Raw genomic sequence first — 16,992 nt, 5'->3', positions numbered from 1 at the left:
GGGTCCCACCCATGTCCGAACAGGCGTTGAAGGAACTCGGGGACGTCATCGCCGCCAAGATCGGCGGCGACGTCCTCAAGGTCGAGGTGAAGCTCGGCGAACTGATGGTGACGGTCGAGCGGCCGGCCATCCTGGCGGTGCTGACCGCGCTGCGCGACGACCCGGACACCCGGTTCGAGCAGCTGACCGACATCACCGCGGTCGATTACCCCGACCGCGCGGAGCGGTTCGAGGTCGTCTACCAGCTGCTCAGCTATACCCACAACCGGCGCATGCGCGTGAAGCTGGCCACCGACGAGGACACTCCGGTCCCGTCGGCCGTTTCCGTCTTCAGCGCCGCGAACTGGTTCGAGCGCGAGGCGTGGGATTCTGTTCGGCGTCTTCTTCGAGAACCATCCGGACCTGCGCCGCATCCTCACCGACTACGGGTTCGAGGGGCACCCCTTCCGCAAGGACTTCCCGCTGACCGGCTACGTCGAAGCCCGCTACGACGAGGACCAGAAGCGCGTGATCTATGAGCCGGTCCGTCTGACCCAGGATTTCCGCGCCTTCGACTTCCTCAGCCCGTGGGAAGGCATGACCAACGTCATGCTGCCCGGCGATGAAAAGGCGGCCCTCCAGGACGGGAGCAAGAAGCCGTGAGCATGACCGTTTCGACCGACTCGGCGACCGGCGTCGTCTCGACGGGTCCGAACGGGGCGATCAGCGCCTCCGGTCCGGAGACCAAGACGCAGATCAAGCCCTACACGATGAATTTCGGGCCGCAGCATCCGGCCGCCCACGGCGTGCTCCGTCTGGTGATGGAGCTGAACGGCGAGGTGGTGGAGCGTTGCGATCCGCACATCGGCCTGCTGCATCGCGGCACCGAGAAGCTGATCGAGTACAAGACCTACATCCAGGCCGTGCCGTATTTCGACCGCCTGGACTATGTCAGCCCGATGTGCATGGAGCACGCCTATGTGCTCGGCATCGAGAACCTGCTGCAGATCAAGGCGCCGCTGCGCGCCCAGTACATCCGCGTGCTGTTCTCGGAAATCACGCGCATCCTGAACCACATCCTGTCGATCACGACGGGTGCGCTCGACGTCGGCGCGATCACCCCGGCGCTGTGGGGCTTCGAGGAACGCGAAATCCTCATGGAGTTCTACGAGCGTGTGTCGGGTGCCCGCCTGCACGCCAACTATTTCCGGCCGGGCGGCGTCGCCTGGGACATTCCGGACGGGCTGCTGGACGACATCTGGGCCTTCACCGAGCGTTTTCCGAAGTTCATGGACGACCTCGAGAGCCTGCTGACCGAGAACCGCATCTTCAAGCAGCGCACGGTCGATATCGGCATCGTCACCAAGGAGCAGGCGCTCGACTGGGCCTTCACCGGTCCGATGCTGCGCGGCTCCGGCGTCGCCTGGGATCTGCGCAAGTCGCAGCCCTACGAGGTCTATGACCGCATGGAGTTCGACGTCCCGGTCGGCCTGACCGGCGACTGCTGGGCGCGCTATCTGGTCCGCATGGAGGAGATGAAGCAGTCGCTGCGCATCATCCGCCAGTGCTGCAAGGAGATGCCGGCCGGTCCGTACAAGATCGAGGACCGCAAGGTGTCCCCGCCGCCGCGCGGCGAGATGAAGCGCTCGATGGAAGCGCTGATCCACCACTTCAAGCTCTTCACCGAGGGCTTCCACGTTCCCGCCGGCGAGACCTACACCGCCATCGAGGCGCCCAAGGGCGAGTTCGGCGTGTATCTGGTGTCCGACGGCACCAACAAGCCCTACCGCTGCAAGATCCGCGCGCCGGGCTTCGCCCATCTTCAGGGCCTGGACTTCATGTCGAAGGGTCACATGCTGGCCGACGCCGTCGCCAACATCGCCTCGATGGACATCGTTTTCGGAGAAATCGATCGATGAGCGCGCCCGCTTCCGATCACGGCCACGCCGAGCCGACCAGCTTCACCTTCAGCCAGGAAAACCTGGAGCTGGCGAAGCGCATCATCGCCAAGTACCCGCAGGGCAAGCAGGCCAGTGCCTGCATGCCGTTGCTGGACGTGGCACAGCGCCAGAACGGCGGCTGGCTGCCGCGCGTCGCCATGGACGCCGTGGCCGACCTGCTGGGCATGCCGCGCATCCGCGTGTACGAGGTCGCGACCTTCTACACGATGTACAACAAGAACCCGGTCGGCCGGCACCACATCCAGGTCTGCACCACCACGCCCTGCTGGCTGCGCGGGTCGGACGACATCGTCCACACCTGCAAGAAGAAGCTCGGCATCGAGGTGGGCGAGACCACGGCCGACGGCCAGTTCACGCTGGGCGAGGTCGAGTGCTCGGGCGCCTGCGTCAACGCGCCGGTTGTGCAGATCGGTGACGATTACTACGAAGACGTGGCCCCGGAGCATATGGAGCGCATCCTCGACGCGCTGGCGCGCGGCGAGACGCCGAAGCCCGGCTCGCAGACCGGTCGTCAGTCCTCGGAGCCGGTCGGCGGCCCGACGACGCTGAAGACCTTTACCACCGCGCAAGCGGACGCCACCACCGCGCAAGCGGACGATTGAGGGGGAGGGGACAGCGATGCTTCGCGATGAGGACCGCATCTTCACCAACCTCTACGGCTACCAGGACTTCGGTCTTGACGGGGCCCGCAAGCGCGGTGATTGGGACAACACGGCATCCTTCCTGGCCAATGGCCGGGACTGGATCATCGAGCAGGTGAAGGAATTGGGGCTGCGCGGCCGTGGCGGCGCCGGCTTCTCGACCGGCATGAAGTGGTCCTTCATGCCGAAGAACGTGACCGACAAGCCCGTCTATCTCGTCATCAACGCCGACGAGGGCGAGCCCGGCACCTGCAAGGACCGCGACATCCTGCGCCACGATCCGCACAAGCTGATCGAGGGCTGCCTGATCGCCGGTTTCGCCATCGGCGCCAGCGCCTGCTACATCTACATCCGCGGCGAGTTCTACAACGAGGGCTCCAACGTCCAGCGCGCCATCGACGAGGCGTATGCGGCGGGGCTGATCGGCAAGAACGCCTGCGGCACCGGCTACGATTACGACGTCTACATCCACCGCGGTGCCGGCGCCTACATCTGCGGCGAGGAAACCGCGCTCATCGAGTTGATCGAGGGCAAGAAGGGGCAGCCGCGCAACAAACCGCCGTTCCCCGCCCAGGCCGGCCTCTATTCCTGCCCGACCACGGTGAACAACGTCGAATCCATCGCCGTCGTTCCGACCATCCTGCGGCGCGGCGCCTCCTGGTTCGCCGGCCTCGGCCGTCCGAAGAACTCGGGCACCAAGCTCTTCTGCATCTCCGGGCACGTCAACAAGCCGTGCAACGTGGAAGAGGAGATGGGCATCCCGCTAAAGGAGCTGATCGAGAAGCATGCCGGCGGCGTGCGCGGCGGCTGGGACAACCTGCTGGGCATCATCCCAGGCGGCTCTTCGGTCCCGGTCCTGCCCAAGTCGATCTGCGACACCGTCCTGATGGACTTCGACTCCTTGCGCGAAGTTCAGTCGGGCCTCGGCACCGCCGCGGTGATCGTGATGGACAAGTCCACCGACATCGTGAAGGCCATCGCCCGCCTGTCGTCCTTCTATGCGCATGAAGTCCTGCGGCCAGTGCACGCCCTGCCGCGAAGGCACCGGCTGGATGAGCCGCGTCATGCAGCGCATGGTCACCGGCAACGCGCGCATGGAAGAGATCGACATGCTACTGCAGGTCACCAAGCAGGTCGAAGGCCACACCATCTGCGCGCTCGGCGACGCTGCCGCCTGGCCGATTCAGGGCCTGTTCCGCCACTTCCGTCCGGAAGTGGAGCGGCGCATCCAGGCCTACCGCAACAGCGCCCCGCTGGCGGCCGAGTAAGGAGTTCCCGTTCCCATGCCGAAACTGACCATCGACGGGATCGAGATCGAGGTCGAGCCGGGCACCTCGATCCTCCAGGCTTGCGAGCAGCTGGGGATCGAGATTCCGCGCTTCTGCTACCACGAGCGCCTCAGCGTGCCGGCCAACTGCCGCATGTGCCTGGTGGAGATGGAGCGCGCGCCCAAGCCGGTCGCGTCCTGCGCCATGCCCTGCGGCGACGGAATGGTCGTCCGCACCAACAGCGAAACCGTCCTGAAGGCCCGCAAGGGCGTCATGGAGTTCCTGCTGATCAACCACCCGCTGGATTGCCCGATCTGCGATCAGGGCGGCGAGTGCGATCTGCAGGACCAAGCCATGGCCTACGGCTTCGACCGCGGCCGCTACGGCGAGAACAAGCGGGCGGTCAAGGACAAGTATATGGGTCCGGTCATCAAGACCATCATGACCCGTTGCATCCATTGCACCCGCTGCATCCGCTTCATCAACGAAGTGGCCGGTGTTCCCGATGTCGGCGCCGTCTATCGCGGCGAGCACATGGAGATCACCACCTTCGTCGAGAAGGCCATCGGCTCGGAGCTGTCGGGCAACCTCGCCGATGTCTGCCCGGTGGGTGCCCTGACCCACAAGCCCTACGCCTTCACGGCACGCCCGTGGGAACTGCGCAAGACAGAGACCATCGACGTCCTCGACGCCGTCGGCTCGAACATCCGCGTCGACGCCCGCGGGCCCGAGGTGATGCGCATCCTGCCGCGCGTCAACGACGACATCAACGAGGAGTGGCTGAACGACAAGAGCCGCTACTCCTATGACGGTCTGAAGCGCCAGCGGCTGGACCGCCCCTACATCCGCCAGAACGGCAAGCTGGTCCCGGCCAGCTGGGCCGAAGCCTTCACCGCCATCGCGGCGCGTCTGAAGGGCCTGTCCGGCAACCGCATCGCCGCCATTGCCGGCGATCTGGTCGATGTCGAGGCGCAGTTCGCGCTCAAGGAGCTGCTGTCGCGGCTCGGCTCGGCCAACCTGGATTGCCGCCAGGACGGTGCCCGGTTCGACACCTCGGTGCGGGCGGGCTACCTGTTCAACTCGGGCATCGCCGGCATCGAGAAGGCCGACGTCATCCTGCTGGTCGGCACCAACCCGCGCTGGGAAGGCACGCTGGTCAACGCCCGCATCCGCAAGCGCTACATGGCCGGCGGCGTTACCATCGCCTCCATCGGCGAGCAGCGCGACCTGACCTACCCCTACAGCGTGATCGGCGCCGGTCCGGACGCGCTGCAGCAGCTGGTCGACGGCAGCCACCCGTTCTCCGAGACGCTGCGCGCCGCCAAGAACCCGATGATCATCGTCGGCATGGGCGCCTTCCAGCGCGCCGACGGTCTCGCGGTCCAGGCCGCCGCCCGTCTGGTCGGCGAGGCCTACGGCATGTTCCGCGACGATTGGAACGGCTTCAACGTGCTGCACACCGCCGCCGCGCGGGTCGGCGGCATCGAAGCCGGCTTCCTCCCGGGCGAGGGCGGCCGCGACGTTCACGGCATCCTCGACGGTGCGTCGAAGGGCGAGATCGACTTCGTCTACCTGCTGGGTGCCGACGAGATCGATATGGCGAAGCTCGGCAATGCCTTCGTGGTCTATCAGGGCCACCATGGCGATGCCGGCGCCCACCGCGCCGACGTCATCCTGCCGGGTGCCGCCTACACCGAGAAGAACGCAGTCTACGTCAACACCGAGGGCCGTCCGCAGCTCGCCCGTTCTCGCGGTCTTCCCGCCGGGCGAAGCGCGCGAGGACTGGAAGATCGTCCGCGCGCTGTCGGAAGTCCTGGGCACCACGCTGCCCTTCGACACCCACGGCCAGCTGCGTCAGCGGCTGATGGCGGCGAACCCGATCTTCGGCGCGGTCGGCGAGACGACCCCGGCCAGCTGGGCGCCGTTCGGCGCGCAGGGTCCGGTGGACGCGGCCCCCTTCGTGACGCCGATCACCAACTTCTACATGACCGACCCGATCAGCCGGGCGTCGGTGACGATGGCCAACTGCACGGAAGCGCTGGTGGGCCCTGCTCAGGAGAGGACTGGCACCCATGGCTGAGTTCTGGAGCGGCTTTCTCCTGCCGCTGATCATTATGGTCCTGCAGATCCTGGCGATCACCGTGCCGCTGCTGGTCGCCGTCGCCTTCATGACCTATGCCGAGCGCAAGATCATGGGCGCGATGCAGATGCGCCAGGGCCCAAGCATCGTTGGCCCCTTCGGCCTGATGCAGCCCTTCGCCGACGGCCTGAAGCTGTTCGCCAAGGAACAGATCCTGCCGGAAGGCGCCAACCGCATCGTGTTCTACGTCGCGCCGATGCTGACCTTCTTCCTGGCGCTGATCGCCTGGGCGGTCATCCCGTTCGACTACGGGGTGGTGCTGTCCAACATCAACGTCGGCGTGCTGTACCTGTTCGCGATCTCCTCGCTGGGCGTCTACGGCATCGTGATGGCCGGCTGGGCGTCGAACTCGCGCTACGCCTTCCTCGGCGCGCTGCGCTCCGCGGCACAGATGGTGTCCTATGAGGTCTCGATGGGCCTCATCATCATCTCCGTGCTGCTGTGCGTCGGCTCGCTGAACCTGACCGACATCGTTCGGGCCCAGGAGAAGGTCTGGTTCTGCATCCCGCTGCTGCCGATGTTCGTGATGTTCTTCATCTCGGCGCTCGCTGAAACCAACCGCGCTCCCTTCGACCTGCCGGAAGGCGAGTCGGAGCTGGTGGCCGGCTTCATGGTGGAATACAGCTCCGCTCCCTTCGCGCTCTTCTTCCTTGGCGAATACGCCAACATGATCCTGATGAGCGCGATGACGAGCATCCTGTTCCTCGGCGGCTGGCTGCCCCCGCTGCCCTTCGCGCCCTTCACCTGGGTGCCGGGCATCGTGTGGTTCGCGCTGAAGATCGCGTTCTGCCTGTTCACCTACGTCTGGGTTCGCGCCACCGTGCCGCGCTATCGCTACGACCAGCTGATGCGCCTGGGTTGGAAGGTCTTCCTGCCCCTGTCGCTGTTCTGGGTCGTGCTGACCGCCGGCGTCCTGGTGACCTTCGGCTGGCTGCCGAAGTAAGCGGCATCGCCGCAAAGCCAGCCTGCACCGAACCCACCATTGACGTGTCGATTTGAGTGCCGGCGAGCCAACCCATCGAACGGGAGCGGCCGCCGGCGAGGAAGGAGACGAAGAGGCCATGGCGTTCCTCGACCGCGCGGCGCGCAGCCTGTTCCTGACCGAGCTGCTGGGCGGCATGGCGCTGACCTTGCGCTACATGTTCAAGCCCAAGGTCACGCTGAACTACCCCTATGAGAAGGGCCCCATCAGTTCGCGCTTCCGCGGCGAGCATGTGCTCCGCCGCTATGCGAGCGGCGAAGAGCGCTGCATCGCGTGCAAGCTGTGCGAAGCGGTGTGCCCGGCTCTCGCCATCACCATCGAGGCCGAACCGCGTGACGACGGCAGCCGCCGCACCACGCGCTACGACATCGACATGACCAAGTGCATCTACTGCGGCCTGTGCCAGGAAGCCTGCCCGGTCGACGCGGTGGTCATGGGGCCGAACTTCGAGTTCTCCACCGAATCCCGGGAAGAGCTCTTCTACAACAAGCAGAAGCTGCTGGCGAACGGCGACCGCTGGGAGGCGGAAATCGCCCAGAACCTCGCGGCCGAGGCTCCTTACCGGTAAGCGGAAGCGAGAAAAACGATGATACTCCAAGGCATCGCCTTCTACGTGTTCGCCGCGCTGCTGGTGGCCTCCGGTGTGATGGTCATCTCGGCGCGGAACCCCGTTCACTCCGTCCTTTTCCTGATCCTCGCCTTCTTCCAGGCGGCTGGTCTCTGCCTTCTGATGGGGGCGGAGTTCATCGCGATGATCCTGATCATCGTCTATGTCGGCGCCGTGGCCGTGCTGTTCCTGTTCGTGGTGATGATGCTCGACATCAATTTCCGCGAGCTGCGCAAGGGTGCTATGGAAGCGCTGCCGCTGGGCGCGCTGGTCGGGCTGATCCTGCTGGCCGAACTGGCTGCGGTGCTCGGCGGCTGGATCGTGGCTCCGAACGTCGCCGCCATCGCCGGCGCGCCGACCCCGGCCTTCGATCAGGTGTCGAACACCCAGGCGCTGGGACGGCTGATGTACACGCAGTACGTCTACCTGTTCCAGGCATCGGGCATCGTCCTGCTGATCGCCATGATCGGTGCGATCGTACTGACGCTGCGGCACCGTCCTGGCGTGCGCAAACAGAATGTCGGCGCCCAGATCGCCCGTCGCCGGGAAGACGTGGTCGCCATCCGCAAGGTTTCGACCGGGGAGGGCGTGTGATCATGGAGATCGGTCTCGGACATTACCTGACGGTCTCGGCCATCATCTTCACGCTGGGTGTGCTGGGCATCTTCCTGAACCGGAAGAACGTCATCATCATCCTGATGTCGATCGAGATGATGCTGCTGGCGGTGAACCTCAACCTCGTCGCCTTCTCGACCTTCCTGCACGATCTGGTTGGCCAGATCTTCGCCATGATCATCCTGACCGTCGCCGCCGCCGAGGCGGCCATCGGCCTCGCCATCCTGGTGGTCTACTTCCGCAACCGCGGCTCGATCCGAGTCGAAGACATCAACATGATGAAGGGCTGAGGCGGCGCCATGGAAGTGCTAGTCGTATTCCTTCCGCTCCTGGCGTTCCTCGTCGCCGGATCGATCGCGCTGTTCGGCGGGCCGAAGGCCGAGCCGGCTGCCGCGGGTCACGGAAGCCACGGTCATGGCCATGACGATCACGGGCATGCCCAGATCGCCCATGCCCATGACAATCATGCCCACCACATCTCGCACGACGAGTTGAACCACGCGCACGACGATGCCCACGACGACCACCATGTCGTCGCCGGCCCGCCGACCGTGGGCGACCGCGTCGCGCAGTTCGTGACCGCGGGCGCCGTCATCGTCTCGGCGATCCTGTCCTGGACCCTGTTCTTCGACGTCGCCGTGCACGGCCATCCGCGCACGATCGAGCTGATGACCTGGATCCAGAGCGGAACGCTCGACGTGAAGTGGGCGCTGCGCGTCGACCAGCTCACCGCGGTGATGCTGATCGTCGTCAACACCGTCTCGGCCTGCGTGCACGTCTATTCCGTCGGCTACATGGCCGAGGATCCGCAGAAGCCGCGCTTCATGGGCTACCTGTCGCTGTTCACCTTCGCCATGCTGATGCTGGTGACGGCGGACAACTTGGTCCAGCTGTTCTTCGGCTGGGAGGGCGTCGGTCTGGCTTCCTACCTGCTGATCAACTTCTGGTACGAGAAGCCCTCGGCCAACGCCGCCGCGATGAAGGCCTTCCTGGTCAACCGCGTCGGTGACTTCGGCTTCGCGCTCGGCATCTTCGCGATCTTCGTGCTGACCGGCTCCGTCCAGTTCGACACGATCTTCGCCAAGGCCCCGACGCTGACCGGCCAGACGCTGCATTTCCTCAGCTGGGACTTCAACGGCCTGACCATCGCCTGCCTGCTGCTGTTCATGGGCGCGATGGGCAAGTCGGCGCAGCTCGGCCTGCACACCTGGCTGCCGGACGCGATGGAAGGCCCGACCCCGGTGTCGGCGCTCATCCACGCCGCCACCATGGTCACCGCCGGCGTCTTCATGGTCTGCCGCCTGTCCCCGGTCTTCGAATACGCCCCGACGGCGCTCGAAGTGGTGACGGTGGTCGGTGGCCTGACCGCCTTCGTCGCGGCGACCATCGGCTTCACCCAGTTCGACATCAAGCGGGTCATCGCCTATTCGACGATGTCCCAGCTCGGCTACATGTTCTTCGCCGCTGGCGTTTCCGCCTACGGCGCCGCCATGTTCCACCTGTTCACGCACGCCTTCTTCAAGGCCCTGCTGTTCCTCGGCGCCGGCTCGGTCATCCATGCCCTGCACCATGAGCAGGACATGCGCAAGATGGGTGGCGTCTGGCGCAAGATCCCCTTCACCTACGCGGTGATGTGGATCGGCAACCTGGCACTTGCCGGTCTGCCCTTCTTCGCCGGCTACTATTCCAAGGACATGATCCTGGAGGCGGCCTTCGCCTCCGGCAGTGGCGTTGGGCGCTTTGCCTTCGCGCTCGGCATCGCCGCAGCTCTGCTGACTGCCTTCTACTCCTGGCGCCTGCTGTTCATGACCTTCCACGGCACGCCGCGGATGGACAAGGAAGTCTACGACCACGCCCATGAGTCGCCGGTCGTCATGCTGGTCCCGCTGGCGGTCCTGACGCTGGGCGCCCTGTTCGCCGGTGTCGGCTTCCACGAGTATTTCATCGGTCACGACCGTGCGGAGTTCTGGGGCAAGGCGATCATGACCTTGCACGGCCACGACGCCATCGAGGCTGCGCACCACCACACCCCGGGCTGGGTCGCGATCGCTCCGCTGGTCGTCGGCCTGATCGGCATCGCCATGGCCTACATCGGCTATGTGATGATGCCGCGCCTGCCAGGCCGGATCGCCAGCACCTTCAGCGGCATCCACAAGTTCCTCTACAACAAGTGGTATTTCGACGAGCTGTACGATGCGCTGTTCACCCGTCCGGCCAAGGCCCTGGGCTACGGCCTGTGGAAGTCGGGCGACGGGGCGGTGATCGACGGTGTGGGTCCGGACGGCATCGCCGCCGCCACCCGCGACATCGCGGCACGCACCAGCCGGCTGCAGTCGGGGTACGTCTATCACTACGCCTTTGCCATGGTGATCGGGGTCGTCCTGTTCGTCGCCTGGCTGTCGGTCTTCGGCTGAGCGGTTTCGAAGGAGAACAACAACAATGGCTAGCTGGCCGATCCTGTCGTTCGCGACCTTCCTGCCGCTCGTGGGCGTCGCGCTGATCCTGCTGTTCTGCCGGGGCAACACCCCGGACGTGCTGCGGAACGTGCGGTACATCTCGCTGTGGACGACCCTCGTCACTTTCGTCCTGACCCTGCTGGTCTGGGCCAACTTCGATCCGCGCAATCCCGGCTACCAAATGGTCGAGAAGGCGGGCTGGATCCCTGAGTTCGGCATCAACTACCACATGGGCGTCGACGGCATCTCGGTGCTGTTCGTCGTCCTGGCCGGCTTCCTGATGCCGCTGTGCATCCTGGCGAGCTGGGAGTCGGTGCAGGTCCGCCTCAAGGAATACATGATCGCCTTCCTCGCGCTGGAAACCCTGATGATCGGGATGTTCTGCGCGCTGGACTTCGTGCTGTTCTACATGTTCTTCGAAGGCGTCCTGATCCCGATGTTCCTGATCATCGGCATCTGGGGCGGTCCGCGTCGCGTCTATGCCGCCTTCAAGTTTTTCCTCTACACGCTGCTCGGCTCGGTGCTGATGCTGCTGGCGATCCTGGCCATGTATTACGTGGCCGGCACCACCGACATCCCGACCATCACCGCCACCCAGTTCCCGCGCAACATGCAGCTGTGGCTGTGGCTGGCCTTCTTCGCCTCCTTCGCGGTGAAGGTGCCGATGTGGCCGGTCCACACCTGGCTGCCGGACGCCCACGTCGAGGCGCCGACCGCCGGTTCGGTCATCCTGGCCGGCGTGCTGCTGAAGATGGGCGGGTACGGCTTCCTGCGCTTCAACATTCCGATCCTGCCGGAAGCGACCGAGTATTTCGCGCCGCTGATCTACACCCTGTCGGTCGTCGCCGTGATCTACACCTCGCTGGTCGCCCTGGCCCAGGAGGACATGAAGAAGCTGATCGCCTACTCGTCGGTCGCCCATATGGGCTTCGTAACCATCGGCATGTTCGCGCTGAACCAGCAGGGCATCGAGGGTTCGGTGTTCCAGATGCTGTCGCACGGCGTGGTGTCGGGCGCACTGTTCCTGTGCGTCGGCGTCGTCTATGACCGGCTGCACACCCGCGAGATCGCCCGCTATGGCGGCCTCGTGAAGAACATGCCGAAATACGCCGTGGTCTTCCTGTTCATGACCATGGCCTCGGTCGGCCTGCCGGGCACTGCCGGCTTCGTCGGCGAGTTCCTGGTGCTGATGGGCGTCTTCCGCGACAACACCTGGGTTGCCGCCCTGGCCGCCACCGGCATGGTTCTCGGTGCGGCCTATGCGCTGTGGCTGTACCGCCGCGTCGTCTATGGCAAGCTGACCAAGCCGGACGTCAAGGCGATGTTCGACATGACCCCGCGCGAGATCGCGGTGTTCGTGCCGCTGATCATCGTCGTCCTGTGGATGGGCATCTATCCCAGCAGCTTCCTGAACGTCACCTCGGCATCGGTCGAGCAGCTGATCCAGACCTACCAGACCAAGCTGGCCGCGTCGCACGCCGCGTCCGGTGTCTCGGTCGCCGCTCGGTAAGGGGTTCTTCGACATGACCGCAGTGTTTCCCGACATCTGGCCGGCCCTGCCGGAGATCTTCCTGGCGCTCTCGGGCGTTGCCCTGCTGATGCTGGGCGTGTTCCGTGGCGACGGCTTCACCCGTCCCGTCTCCTACCTGTCGATCGTTTGCATGCTGCTCGCCGCCGTACTGGCGATGGGCTATGGCAGCGGCCGCGTCGTCACCTTCAACGGCATGTTCGTGATGGATGCCTTCGGCGTCTTCATGAAGGTGCTGGTGCTGGTCTCCGCGGCCTTCGCGGTGATCCTCGGGCTGGGCTTCAACGAGCGGGAGCAGATGGCCCGCTTCGAGTTCCCGGTGCTGATGATCTTCGCCACGCTCGGCATGCTGATGATGATCTCGGCCAACGACTTCATCTCGCTGTATGTCGGGCTGGAGACGCAGAGCCTCGCGCTCTACGTCATCGCCGCCTTCCGCCGCGACAGCGCCAAGTCGTCGGAGGCCGGCCTGAAGTACTTCGTCCTCGGCTCGCTCTCCTCGGGCATGCTGCTGTACGGCGCTTCGCTGGTCTACGGCTTCGCCGGCACGACCTCCTTCGACAAGGTGGCCGCCCTGTTCGCCGGCGGCGCCCATGTTTCGCCGGGCCTGGTGATCGGTCTGGTGTTCGTGATGGCCGGTCTGGCCTTCAAGGTCTCGGCCGCTCCGTTCCACATGTGGACGCCCGACGTGTATGAAGGTGCGCCGACCCCGGTGACCGCCTTCTTCGCGGCGGCGCCGAAGGTTGCGGCCATCGCCCTGCTGACCCGCGTGGTGATGGAGCCGTTCGGCCATCTCGCCGCCCAGTGGCATCAGGTTCTGGTGGCGACCGCCATCCTGTCGATGGTGATCGGCTCCTTCGTCGCCATCATGCAGACCAACATCAAGCGCCTGATGGCCTACAGCTCCATCGGCCATGTCGGCTACGCGCTGGTGGGCCTGACCACCGGCACGCAGGACGGCGTGCGCGGCGTGCTGATCTATATGGCGCTCTACATCGCCATGAACATCGGTGCCTTCGCCGTCATCCTCAGCATGAAGGCCAAGGGCCAGATGCTGGAGGAGATCAAGGACTTCTCCGGCCTGTCCAAGACCAACCCGATGCTGGCCGCCACCATGGCGATCTTCATGTTCTCCATGGCCGGCATCCCGCCGATGGCCGGTTTCTTCGGTAAGCTCTACGTCTTCCTGGCTGCCGTGGCCGCCCAGGAATACACGCTGGCCGTGGTCGGTGTACTGACCAGCGTCGTCGGTGCCTTCTACTATCTGCGCATCATCAAGATCATGTATTTCGATGAGCCCGCGGTGGTGGTCGACAAGGTCGATGACGACGGCATGACCGGCGTCCTGGTGCTGACCAGCCTGTTCACCCTGCTGTTCTTCGTCGCTCCGGCGCCGATCCTGAACGGTGCGGCGGCTGCCGCGGCGGCCCTGTTCGCCGGGTAATATCCGACCGATGATGGTATCGCTCGAAGCGGAGGCGGCGCGTCTGCGCCTGCCTCCGGGCTTCCAGATCAAGGCCTTCGACTCCGTCGGCAGCACGAACGACGAGGCGAAGGCCTTGTCGCGTTCCGGGGAACCGGAAGGCACCATTGTCTGGGCCCGCCGGCAGGAGAGCGGTCGAGGCCGCCGGGGCCGGGCCTGGACCTCCCCGGAAGGCAACCTCTACAGCACGACCATCCTGCGGCCCGGCCTGCCTCCCGCGGAAGCCGCCCAGGTTTCCTTCGTCGCCGCGCTCGCCATTGCCGAAACCGCCGAATCGGTGCTGCCCGATCCCGGCGGCGTCCGATGCAAATGGCCGAACGACGTGCTGGTGCATGACCGCAAGCTGTCCGGCATCCTTCTCGAGTCGGAGCCGGCGCCGGACGGCAAGGTCGCCTGGGTGGTGCTGGGTGTTGGCATCAACCTGCGGCATTTTCCCCCCACAGCCGATTACGGTGCGACCTCCCTGATCGCCGAAGGCGCCCCGCCGATGGGCCCCGGAGCGCTGCTCGAGGTCTATGCGGAGCATCTGGCGGCTTGGTACGGCCGCTGGCGTGTCCATGGTTTCGGTCCCGTGCGCGATGCATGGATGTCGCGGGCCAAGGGGTTGGGCGGGCCGATCCTGGTCAGGCTGGCCGATCGGACGATCCCCGGCACCTTCGCCGATCTGGACAGCGACGGCGTTCTGTTGCTTGATCCAACGGACGGCGGACCGCGCCAGCGGATCGCTGCCGGCGACGTGTTCTTTGCGCCGCCACACACCGACCCTTGATCGTTCATCACCGATTTCAAACGCTCACCGCCTTCAGGACTTTGCCATGCTGCTCGCGATTGACGCCGGAAACACGAATGTGGTGTTCGCCATCTATGACGGCGACCGCCAGCGCGGCATCTGGCGCACGGCGACGGATCCCAAGCGCACTTCCGACGAATACATGGTGTGGCTGACCCACCTGATGGCGCTGAAGGGGCTGAAGCCGGTCGACATCCATGGCGCGATCATCGCCAGCGTGGTGCCCGGCGCCACCTTTAATCTGAAGCGGCTGTGCAAGGACCATTTCGGCTGCGAGCCGGTGATCGTCGGCCAACCCGGCGTCGATCTGGGGGCCAAGGCCTTGGTCGACCGGCCGGAGGAGGTCGGTGCCGACCGGCTCGTGAACACGGTGGCGGCTGCCACGACCTACAAGACGCCGCTGATCGTCATCGATTTCGGCACGGCGACCACCTTCGACGTGGTGGATGCGGAGGGCAATTACCGCGGCGGCGTGATCGCGCCGGGGCTGAACCTGTCGCTGGAGGCGCTGCAGATGGCGGCCTCCAAGCTGCCGCGCGTCGAAATCCAGCCGCCGGCCCAGGTGATCGGCAGGAACACCATCGCCTGCATGCAGTCCGGCATCTTCTGGGGCTATGTCGGCCTGATCGAAGGGCTGGTCTCCCGCATCCGGGCGGAGTACGGCGAGCCGATGCGGGTGGTCGCCACCGGCGGATTGGCTGTTCTTTTCGCCAAGGCCACCCATGTCATCGAACACACCGACAACGAGCTGACGCTCCGCGGTCTCCTCCTGATCCACAAGCGCAACACGGTCCAATGACACAATCCTCCAAGACCGCCGCCGGAACGTCCGAAGCCCCGGCGGACACCTTCGTTCCGGAGGATGGCGCATTGTATTTCCTCCCGCTCGGCGGTTCCGGCGAGATCGGGATGAACCTCAACCTCTACTGCCATCAGGGTAAATGGCTGATGGTGGATCTCGGCATCTCCTTCGCCGACGACACCATGCCCGGGCTCGACGTCATCATGCCCGATCCGGCCTTCATCGCGGCGCGGCGCAACGATCTGGTTGGGCTCGTGCTGACCCACGCGCATGAGGATCATCTGGGCGCCGTCCAGTATCTGTGGCCGGAGTTGCGCTGCCCCGTCTATTGCACGCCCTTCACCGCGGCCTTCCTGCGCGCCAAGCTGCATGAGAAGGGCCTGAGCAGCACGGTGCCGATCCACGAGATCCCGCTGGGCGGTACGGTGGGGGTCGGTCCCTTCTCCGTCGAATATGTCACCATGACGCATTCGATCCCGGAGCCGAACGCGCTCGCCATCCGCACGTCCGCCGGGACCATCCTGCACACCGGCGACTGGAAGCTCGATCCCGATCCGCTGGTCGGCGAGACGGCGGATGAGGAACGGCTGCGCGCAATCGGCGACGAGGGGGTACTGGCGCTGGTCGGCGACAGCACCAACGCGCTGGTGCCCGGCGCGTCCGGTTCGGAGGCGACCGTCCGTGCCGCGCTGATGGAGCTGTTCGGCCGCTACCGCGACCGCCGCATCGCCGTCAGCTGCTTCGCCACCAACGTGGCGCGGCTGGAGAGCATCGCCGCCGCCGCCGCCGCGCATGACCGCCATGTTGCGCTGGTCGGCCGGTCACTGTGGCGCATCAACGAAGCGGCGCGGGCCACCGGCTATCTGGCGGACGTCCCGAAATTCCTGTCGGAGCATGACGCCAGCTATCTGCCGCGGGAAAAGCTGGTGCTGATCTGCACCGGCAGCCAGGGCGAGCCGCGCTCCGCCCTTGCCCGCATCGCCGCCAACGACCATCCGCAGGTGACGCTGTCGCGCGGCGACGTGGTGATCTTCTCCTCTCGCGAGATTCCGGGCAACGAGCGCGCCATCGGCCGCATGCAGAACCAGCTCGTCACCCAGGGCGTGGAGCTGGTGACAGCGGACGAGGCGCCGGTCCATGTGTCCGGCCACCCGGCGCGGGACGAGCTGGTGCGCATGTACCAGTGGGTGCGTCCGAGCATCGCCGTGCCGGTCCATGGCGAGCAGCGCCACCAGCAGGCGCACGCCGCCCTGGCGGAGGATTGCCAAGTCGCCCACAGCATCGTGCCTGCCAATGGCGAGATCCTCCGCCTGGACGGGCCGGAGGGCGCCCGTGTGGTGGCCCATGTCCGGGCCGGTCGCATGGCGGTCGACGGCAAGCGTCTGGTGCCGCTCGACACCGGCATGATGCGGGCGCGCAACCGGATGGTGAACAACGGTGCCGCCGTGGTGACGCTGGTGATGAGCGCGACGGGTGAACTGATGACCGCGCCGCAGGTGGCGGTGATGGGGCTGATCGACGAGGCGACCGACCGCGACCTGCTGCTGGACGTGGTCGATGCGGTGCGCGAGTCGGTGGCGATGCTGCCCAAATCGGCGCGGGCCGACGACGCCCAGGTGAAGGAGGCGGCACGGATTGCCGTGCGCCGCTGCTTCAATGCGTCCCACGGCAAGAAGCCGGTGACGGAGGTCCATCTGGTCCGCGTCTGAGTGAAACACGGTATAACAGGCTTATCAGAGC

12 protein-coding genes and 3 pseudogenes are annotated in these 16,992 nt (G+C 65.7%); all 15 read left to right on the top strand.

What is annotated here, in order from left to right:
* Positions 1–11: 11 nt before the first annotated feature.
* The 15 genes and pseudogenes from ACWPN3_RS19600 (at position 12) to ACWPN3_RS19530 (ending at position 16,961) form a co-directional block, all read left to right on the top strand.
* Positions 12–642: pseudogene (locus tag ACWPN3_RS19600) on the top strand (NADH-quinone oxidoreductase subunit C).
* Positions 643–749: 107 nt separating this feature from the next.
* Positions 750–1,898, top strand: a complete 1,149-nt coding sequence (locus tag ACWPN3_RS19595; protein WP_244560922.1) for an NADH-quinone oxidoreductase subunit D — start codon at positions 750–752, stop codon at positions 1,896–1,898.
* Positions 1,895–2,542 (top strand): NADH-quinone oxidoreductase subunit NuoE, encoded by a 648-nt coding sequence (gene nuoE, locus ACWPN3_RS19590; RefSeq protein ID WP_492240864.1) that lies wholly within the window; start codon positions 1,895–1,897, stop codon positions 2,540–2,542. The genes ACWPN3_RS19595 and nuoE overlap by 4 nt, the downstream gene beginning before the upstream one ends.
* A 16-nt stretch (positions 2,543–2,558) precedes the next feature.
* Positions 2,559–3,849, top strand: a pseudogene (gene nuoF, locus ACWPN3_RS19585) (NADH-quinone oxidoreductase subunit NuoF).
* Positions 3,850–3,864: 15 nt separating this feature from the next.
* Positions 3,865–5,929: pseudogene (nuoG, locus tag ACWPN3_RS19580) on the top strand (NADH-quinone oxidoreductase subunit NuoG).
* Positions 5,922–6,932: an NADH-quinone oxidoreductase subunit NuoH gene (gene nuoH, locus ACWPN3_RS19575; protein WP_109096496.1), complete on the top strand. Its 1,011-nt coding sequence runs from the start codon at positions 5,922–5,924 to the stop codon at positions 6,930–6,932. The pseudogene nuoG and the gene nuoH overlap by 8 nt, the downstream one beginning before the upstream one ends.
* A 118-nt stretch (positions 6,933–7,050) precedes the next feature.
* The gene (gene nuoI / locus ACWPN3_RS19570) at positions 7,051–7,539 is read left to right on the top strand and encodes an NADH-quinone oxidoreductase subunit NuoI (protein WP_042693501.1); all 489 of its coding nucleotides are present in this window, start codon (positions 7,051–7,053) and stop codon (positions 7,537–7,539) included.
* Positions 7,540–7,557: 18 nt separating this feature from the next.
* Positions 7,558–8,172 (top strand): NADH-quinone oxidoreductase subunit J, encoded by a 615-nt coding sequence (locus tag ACWPN3_RS19565; protein ID WP_109052070.1) that lies wholly within the window; start codon positions 7,558–7,560, stop codon positions 8,170–8,172.
* Between the two features lie 2 nt (positions 8,173–8,174).
* Positions 8,175–8,483 (top strand): NADH-quinone oxidoreductase subunit NuoK, encoded by a 309-nt coding sequence (nuoK, locus tag ACWPN3_RS19560; protein WP_014248409.1) that lies wholly within the window; start codon positions 8,175–8,177, stop codon positions 8,481–8,483.
* Positions 8,484–8,492: 9 nt separating this feature from the next.
* The gene (gene nuoL / locus ACWPN3_RS19555; RefSeq protein WP_492240862.1) at positions 8,493–10,607 is read left to right on the top strand and encodes an NADH-quinone oxidoreductase subunit L; all 2,115 of its coding nucleotides are present in this window, start codon (positions 8,493–8,495) and stop codon (positions 10,605–10,607) included.
* A gap of 25 nt (positions 10,608–10,632) precedes the next feature.
* A complete protein-coding gene (locus tag ACWPN3_RS19550) occupies positions 10,633–12,159 on the top strand; it encodes an NADH-quinone oxidoreductase subunit M (RefSeq protein WP_492240861.1) in 1,527 nt (508 codons plus the stop codon).
* A gap of 13 nt (positions 12,160–12,172) precedes the next feature.
* Positions 12,173–13,621, top strand: a complete 1,449-nt coding sequence (gene nuoN / locus ACWPN3_RS19545) for an NADH-quinone oxidoreductase subunit NuoN (RefSeq protein ID WP_492240860.1) — start codon at positions 12,173–12,175, stop codon at positions 13,619–13,621.
* A 10-nt stretch (positions 13,622–13,631) separates the two neighbouring features.
* Entirely contained in the window at positions 13,632–14,429 is a 798-nt protein-coding gene (locus ACWPN3_RS19540; RefSeq protein WP_492261690.1) for a biotin--[acetyl-CoA-carboxylase] ligase, read from the top strand.
* Between the two features lie 46 nt (positions 14,430–14,475).
* Positions 14,476–15,249, top strand: a complete 774-nt coding sequence (locus ACWPN3_RS19535) for a type III pantothenate kinase (protein WP_492240858.1) — start codon at positions 14,476–14,478, stop codon at positions 15,247–15,249.
* Positions 15,246–16,961: a ribonuclease J gene (locus ACWPN3_RS19530; protein ID WP_492240857.1), complete on the top strand. Its 1,716-nt coding sequence runs from the start codon at positions 15,246–15,248 to the stop codon at positions 16,959–16,961. Before ACWPN3_RS19535 ends, ACWPN3_RS19530 begins: the two co-directional genes overlap by 4 nt.
* The last annotated feature ends 31 nt before the right edge of the window (positions 16,962–16,992 follow it).

Source organism: Azospirillum sp. UENF 111221 (assembly GCF_058780625.1).
This window is presented reverse-complemented; position numbering and strand designations above follow the sequence as displayed.

Excerpts from the sequence above, each read along its gene's own strand:
- ACWPN3_RS19595 (WP_244560922.1), top strand. The coding sequence starts at position 750 with ATGAATTTCGGGCCGCAGCATCCGGCCGCCCACGGCGTGCTCCGTCTG.
- nuoE (WP_492240864.1), top strand. The coding sequence starts at position 1,895 with ATGAGCGCGCCCGCTTCCGATCACGGCCACGCCGAGCCGACCAGCTTC.
- nuoH (WP_109096496.1), top strand. The coding sequence starts at position 5,922 with ATGGCTGAGTTCTGGAGCGGCTTTCTCCTGCCGCTGATCATTATGGTC.
- nuoI (WP_042693501.1), top strand. The coding sequence starts at position 7,051 with ATGGCGTTCCTCGACCGCGCGGCGCGCAGCCTGTTCCTGACCGAGCTG.
- ACWPN3_RS19565 (WP_109052070.1), top strand. The coding sequence starts at position 7,558 with ATGATACTCCAAGGCATCGCCTTCTACGTGTTCGCCGCGCTGCTGGTG.
- nuoK (WP_014248409.1), top strand. The coding sequence starts at position 8,175 with ATGGAGATCGGTCTCGGACATTACCTGACGGTCTCGGCCATCATCTTC.
- nuoL (WP_492240862.1), top strand. The coding sequence starts at position 8,493 with ATGGAAGTGCTAGTCGTATTCCTTCCGCTCCTGGCGTTCCTCGTCGCC.
- ACWPN3_RS19550 (WP_492240861.1), top strand. The coding sequence starts at position 10,633 with ATGGCTAGCTGGCCGATCCTGTCGTTCGCGACCTTCCTGCCGCTCGTG.
- nuoN (WP_492240860.1), top strand. The coding sequence starts at position 12,173 with ATGACCGCAGTGTTTCCCGACATCTGGCCGGCCCTGCCGGAGATCTTC.
- ACWPN3_RS19540 (WP_492261690.1), top strand. The coding sequence starts at position 13,632 with ATGATGGTATCGCTCGAAGCGGAGGCGGCGCGTCTGCGCCTGCCTCCG.
- ACWPN3_RS19535 (WP_492240858.1), top strand. The coding sequence starts at position 14,476 with ATGCTGCTCGCGATTGACGCCGGAAACACGAATGTGGTGTTCGCCATC.
- ACWPN3_RS19530 (WP_492240857.1), top strand. The coding sequence starts at position 15,246 with ATGACACAATCCTCCAAGACCGCCGCCGGAACGTCCGAAGCCCCGGCG.